The sequence below is a fragment of the Dactylosporangium sp. NPDC000244 genome (assembly GCF_040300725.1).
Taxonomy (GTDB): Bacteria; Actinomycetota; Actinomycetes; order Mycobacteriales; family Micromonosporaceae; genus Dactylosporangium.
The window spans coordinates 1-6,435 of the sequence record NZ_JBEPEH010000057.1 but is presented as its reverse complement, the minus strand read 5'-3'; the positions used below and the strand labels follow the sequence as shown (position 1 = coordinate 6,435).

Genomic DNA, 6,435 nt, shown 5'->3' with positions numbered 1-6,435 from the left:
GGACCGCCGGACCGACGCTGAAAAGAAGGGCAGACTGATGGCGGATGAGGAGAAGCTCCGCGAGTACCTGGCGCGGGTCATCGCCGAGCTGCAGCAGACCCGCCAGCGGCTGCGGGACCTCTCCGAGCCCGAGCTGGACCCCGTCGCGATCGTCGGCATGGGCTGCCGGTACCCGGGCGGCGTGACCAGCCCCGAGGACCTCTGGGAGCTCGTCGCCACCGGCCGGGACGCCATCTCCGGCTTCCCCGCCGACCGCGGCTGGGACGCGCGGCTCGGCCATGGCACCGGCTATGGCACCGGCAATGGCACCGGGTACGGCCTCGACGCGGGCTACGCCCCGCTCGGCGGCTTCCTCGACGCGCCCGGCGGGTTCGACGCGGCGCTGTTCGGCGTCTCCCCGCGCGAGGCGACGGCGATGGACCCGCAGCAGCGGCTGCTGCTCGAGGTCGCCTGGGAGGCCCTCGAACGCTCCGGGATCGCGCCGCTGTCGCTGCGCGGCAGCCGCTCCGGCGTCTTCATCGGCACCTCCGGCCAGGACTACACCGCGCTGCTGCAACAGGCGGCGGCCGGCGTCGAGGGCTACCTGCTCACCGGCACCGCGGCCAGCGTCGTCTCCGGCCGGCTGGCGTACTCGTTCGGCCTCGAAGGCCCCGCCGTGACCGTCGACACCGCCTGCTCCTCGTCCACCGTCGCCATCCACCTGGCCTGCCAGGCCCTGCGCGAGCGCGAGTGCACCCTCGCACTGGCCGGCGGCGCGACCGTGATGGCCACCCCGGGCGCGTTCGTCGAGTTCTCCTACCAGCGCGGCCTGGCCGCCGACGGCCGCTGCAAGTCGTTCGCCGCCGCCGCCGACGGCACCGGCTGGTCCGAGGGCGTCGGCGTGCTCGTCCTGGAGCGCCTCGCCGACGCCCGCCGGCTCGGCCACCGGGTCCTCGGCGTCATCCGCGGCTCGGCGGTGAACCAGGACGGCGCCAGCAACGGGCTCACGGCCCCGAACGGCCCGTCGCAGCAGCGGGTCATCCGCCAGGCCCTCGCCACCGCCCGGCTCACCCCGGACGAGGTCGACGCCGTCGAGGCCCACGGCACCGGCACCACCCTCGGCGACCCGATCGAGGCCCAGGCGCTGCTGGCCACCTACGGCCAGGAGCGCCCCGCCGACGCGCCGCTGTGGCTCGGCTCCATCAAGTCGAACATCGGCCACAGCCAGGCCGCCGCGGGCGTCGCCGGGGTCATCAAGATGGTCATGGCGATGCGCCACGGCGTGCTGCCGAAGACCCTGCACGTCGACGAGCCGACCCCGCACGTCGACTGGGCGGCCGGGGCGGTCTCGCTGCTGACCGAGGCGCGGCCGTGGCCGTCCGTGGACCGCCCGCGCCGGGCCGCGGTGTCGTCGTTCGGCATGAGCGGCACCAACACACACGTCATCCTCGAACAGGCCGACCCGCAGGCCGACGGGGAGCCGGCGGCCGACGCGCGCCCGGCCGGCGGGCCGGTGCCCGTGCTCGTCTCGGGCCGCAGCGCCGCCGCGCTCACCGCGGTCGCGGGGAGCTGGTCGCGGTGGCTGGCGACCCATCCCGAGGCCGAGCCCGGCGATGTCGCCTGGGCGTCGATCGCCTCGCGGTCGGTGCTCGAGCACCGGGCCGTGGTCCTGGCCGAGCGCCGCGAGGAGCTGGTCGAGCGCCTGGCCGACCTGTCCGGCGGCGTGGTGGGGCTGGCGGCCGCCGATCGCCGGGTCGGGGTGCTGTTCCCGGGTCAGGGCGCGCAGCGGGCCGGGATGGGTTCCACGCTCGACTTCCCGGTGTTCAACCGGGTGTACGCCGAGGTGTGTGCGCATTTCGGTGAGCTGCCGGATGAGCGGATCGACGAAACGGAGGTCACGCAGCCGGCGTTGTTCGCGATCGAGGTGGCCCTCTACGAGCAGTTGAAGGCCTGGGGCTTGCGGCCGTCGGTCGTCGGCGGGCACTCGATCGGTGAGCTGGTCGCCGCGTATGTGGCCGGGGTGTGGTCGCTGGAGGACGCCTGCAAGGTGGTCGCGGCCCGGGCGAGGTTGATGCAGGCGCTACCGGCCGGCGGCGGGATGCTGGCGGTTGGTGCGCCCGTCGATGATGTGCCTGAGGGCGTGTCGGTGGCGGCGATCAATGGGCCGAACTCGTGGGTGTTGTCGGGCCCGGCGGAGCTGCTGCCCGAGTTCCCTGGCGTTCGGACGAGCCGGCTGAGGGTTTCGCATGCGTTCCACTCGGCGTTGATGGAGCCGATGCTGGCCGAGTTCCGCGAGGTCTTGGAAGGCGTCACCTTCAATCCGCCGCAGATTCCGATCGTCTCCAATGTCACCGGTGGGCTGATCGCCGAGTTCGATGCCGACTACTGGGTGCGGCATGTGCGGGGCACGGTGTTGTTCGCCGACAACGTGGCCGCCATGCGCGCCGAAGGCGTCGACACCTTCCTCGAGGTCGGGCCCGACTCGGTGCTCGTGCCGCATCTGCCCGCCGATGACGCGGTGGTGGTCGGGACGCTGCGGCGCGACCGGGACGAGCGGGAGTCGCTGCTGCGGGCCGTGGCCGGGCTGTTCGTGGCCGGCGTCGACGTCGACTGGGCCGCGGTGCTCGGGGGCGCCGGGCGGGCGGTCGACCTGCCCACGTACCCGTTCCAGGAGCAGCGGTACTGGCCCGAGCCCGGCACCGCCGAGCCCGCCGACCAGCCCAGCGCCGCGGACGCCCGGTTCTGGTCCGCCGTCGAGCGCGAGGAGCTCGCGGGTCTCGCCGCGACCCTGCACGCCGACGACGCCGCCGAGGAGTCGCTGCGCGTCGTCGTGCCGCTGCTCTCCTCGTGGCGGCGGCGGCAGCGCGACCGGTCGCTGATCGACTCGTGGCGGTACAAGATCAGCTGGACGCCGATCGCGAACCCGGCCGCGACCGATCTCGCCGGCCGTTGGCTCGTGGTCGTCCCGCCCGGCACTGATGGTGCCGATGTCGCCGCCGCCCTGCGCGACGGGGGAGCCGACGTCGAGATCGTGCCCTCCGTCGACGCGGCCGCGGACGGCGAGCCGGTCCGGGGCATCGTGTCGCTGCTCGCGCTCGACCCGGAAGGCGCCGGGGAGGGCGGGCTGCTCGCCAACCTCGCGCTGAGCCAGACACCCGGCGAGGCGAGGCTCTGGTTCGTCACCCGGGGCGCGGTGGCGGCCGGGCCGTACGACCGCGAGATCGACCCGGCGCAGGCCGCCACCTGGGGCCTCGGGCGGGTCGTGGGCCTGGAGGCGCCGCAGCGCTGGGGCGGCCTGATCGACCTGCCGCCCGCCGCCGACGCGGACACCTGGGCGAAGCTCCGCGCCGTCCTGGCCGGCACCTCCGACGAAGACCAGCTCGCGATCCGCACCGCCGGGATCTTCGTGCGCCGCCTCGTCCGCGCCGAGATCGGCGGGAACCCCGCGGCCCGGCCCTGGACCCCGTCCGGGACCGTCCTCGTCACCGGCGGCCTCGGGGCCCTGGGCCGGCACCTCGGCCGCTGGCTCGCCGCCGAGGGCGCCGCCCACCTGGTCCTGCTCGGCCGGCGCGGCCTGGACACGCCCGGCGCCGAGCAGTACGCGGCCGACCTGCGCGACCTCGGCGTGCGCGTCACCGTCGCCGCCGTCGACGTCGCCGACGCCGCCGCCCTCGCCGCGCTCGTCGAGAGCGTCGAGGCCGGCGGCGACCGCATCACCGCCGTCGTCCACACCGCCGGCCGCTCGCAGACCACGCCGCTCGCCGACGTCACCGCGGCCGAGTTCGCCGCCGTGGCCGCGGGCAAGGCCGACGGCGCCACCAACCTCGCCCGCATCTTCGCCGGACGCGAGCTCGACGCCTTCATCGTGTACTCGTCCATCGCCGGCACCTGGGGCAGCGCCGGGCAGTCCGCGTACGCCGCCGCCAACGCCCACCTCGACGCCCTCGTCGAGCAGCGGCGCCGCGCCGGGAAGCCGGGCACCGCGATCGCCTGGGGCCCCTGGGCGGCCGGCGGCATGGCCGGCGAGTCCGGCTCCGGCGGCGACACCACCGAGGAGCAGCTGCGCCGCCGCGGCGTGCCCGCCCTCGACCCGGCCCTCGCCATCGCCGCGCTCCGCCAGGCGGTCGAGCACGGCGACGCCTGCGTCACCATCGCCGACGTCGACTGGCGCCGCTTCGCCCCGACGTTCGCCGCCACCCGCCCCCGGCCGCTGCTGCGCGGCGTCGCGGAGGCGGCCCGCGCGATGGACGCCGGCGACCCGATCGGCGCCGACCTCGCCGACGAGGCCGTCTCCCTGCGCGCCGAGCTGACCGGCCTCGACCACGCCGCCCGCCTCGACGTGCTCACCGCGCTCGTGCGGGACCTGGCGGCCGCGGTCCTCGGCCACGGCGGCGCCGCCGACCTGCCCGAGACGGGCACGTTCCGCGACTGCGGCTTCGACTCGCTCACCGCCGTCGAGCTGCGCAACCGCCTGTCCGCCGCCGTCGGCCTGCGGCTGGCGACCACGCTCGTGTTCGACTACCCGACGCCGCGCGCGCTCGCCGAGCACCTCCTCACCGTGCTCCTGCCCGGCGAGGCGCAGGGGCCCGCGGCGGTCACCGGCCCGGCCGACGGGCTCGGCGAGGAGATCGCCATCGTCGCGATGAGCTGCCGGTACCCGGGCGGCGTGACGAGCCCCGAGGACCTCTGGCGCGTGGTCGACGGCGGCGTCGACGTCATGTCCGACTTCCCGGCCGACCGCGGCTGGGACCTCGGCCGGCTCTACGATCCGGACCCCGAGCGCGCCGGGACCTTCTACGCCACCGCGGGCGGGTTCCTCGACGGCGCCGCCGCCTTCGACGCCGGGTTCTTCGGCATCAGCCCCCGCGAGGCTCTGGCGATGGACCCGCAGCAGCGCCTGCTGCTGGAGGCGTCGTGGGAGGCGGTGGAGCGGGCCGGGGTGGATCCTCAGGGGTTGCGCGGTGCGCCGGTTGGGGTCTTTGTGGGGACCAACGGCCAGGATTACGGGGCTCTGTTGATGGGAGCCGTGGACGACACGGGTGGTTTTGCGGGCACGGGCAATGCAGCGTCGGTGGTGTCCGGGCGGGTGGCGTACGCGTTGGGGTTGGAGGGGCCGGCGGTGTCCGTGGATACGGCGTGTTCCTCGTCGTTGGTGGCGCTGCACCTGGCCGTCCAGTCCCTGCGGCGCGGTGAGTGCGACCTCGCGCTCGCGGGTGGCGTGACCATCATGGCGACGCCGGGCCTGCTGGTGGAGTTCTCGCGGCAGCGCGGGCTGTCCGAGGACGGCCGCTGCAAGGCGTTCGCGGCCGCGGCGGACGGCACGGGCTGGGGCGAGGGCGTCGGCGTCCTGCTCGTGGAGCGCCTGGCCGACGCCCGCCGCAACGGCCACCCGATTCTCGCGATCGTCGCCGGCTCGGCCGTGAACCAGGACGGCGCCTCGAACGGTCTGACGGCCCCGAACGGGCCGTCGCAGCAGCGGGTGATCCGGCAGGCGCTCGCCGACGCGGGGCTCCTGCCGTCCGATGTGGACGTGGTCGAGGCGCACGGTACAGGCACGACGCTCGGCGACCCGATCGAGGCGCAGGCGCTGCTGGCGACCTACGGCCAGGACCGTGGCGAGCCGCTGCTGCTGGGCTCGATCAAGTCGAACATCGGCCACACCCAGGCGGCCGCGGGTGTCGCGGGGATCATCAAGATGGTCCTGGCGATGCGGGAGGGTGTCGTACCGGCAACCCTGCACGTCGACGCCCCGACCCCGCACGTGGACTGGTCGGCCGGGAAGGTGGAGCTGGCGACGGAGGCCCGGCCGTGGCCGTCCACCGGCCGGCGCCGGGCGGGCGTGTCGTCGTTCGGCATCAGCGGCACCAACGCCCACGTCATCCTGGCCCTGCCCGACGAGACGCCCGGCGAGACCCCCGAGACGAGCGGCCTGGTCGTCGGCCCGGTGGTCTGGCCGATCTCGGGCCGGTCGGCCGCGGCGGTGGCCGAGCAGACGGCCCGGCTCGCGGCCGTCGCCCACACCGCTTCCCCGGAGCGGATCGCGTGGTCCCTCGCGACGACCCGGGCGGTGTTCGAGCACCGGGCCGCGACCGTGGGCCGGACCACCGAGGAGCTCCTGACCCCCGTCGAGATCACCGGCACGGCCGACGGCGGGCGGATGGTGTGGGTGTTCCCGGGTCAGGGGAGTCAGTCGGCGGGTATGGCGGCGGGGTTGTTCTCGTCGTGTCCGGTGTTCGCGGATGCGGTTCTGGAGTGTCAGCTGGCTTTGGCGCCGTGGCTGGATGTGGATGTCGCGGGGCTGTTGACCGGTGATGACTCGGGTTGGCTGGATCGGGTCGAGGTTGTGCAGCCGGTGCTGTTCGCGGTTGGGGTGGCGCTGTCGCGGGTGTGGTTGCGCGCGGGTGTGAGGCCGCATGCGGTGATCGGTCATTCGCAGGGTGAGATTGTTGCCGCGCA

At 75.1% G+C, this 6,435-nt stretch carries 1 protein-coding gene; it reads left to right on the top strand.

Going from position 1 to position 6,435, the window contains the following annotated elements; genetic code table 11:
* Positions 1-34 precede the first annotated feature (34 nt).
* A partial coding sequence (locus ABT369_RS51520) for a type I polyketide synthase (RefSeq protein WP_502891935.1) occupies positions 35-6,435 on the top strand: 6,401 nt, incomplete at its 3' end.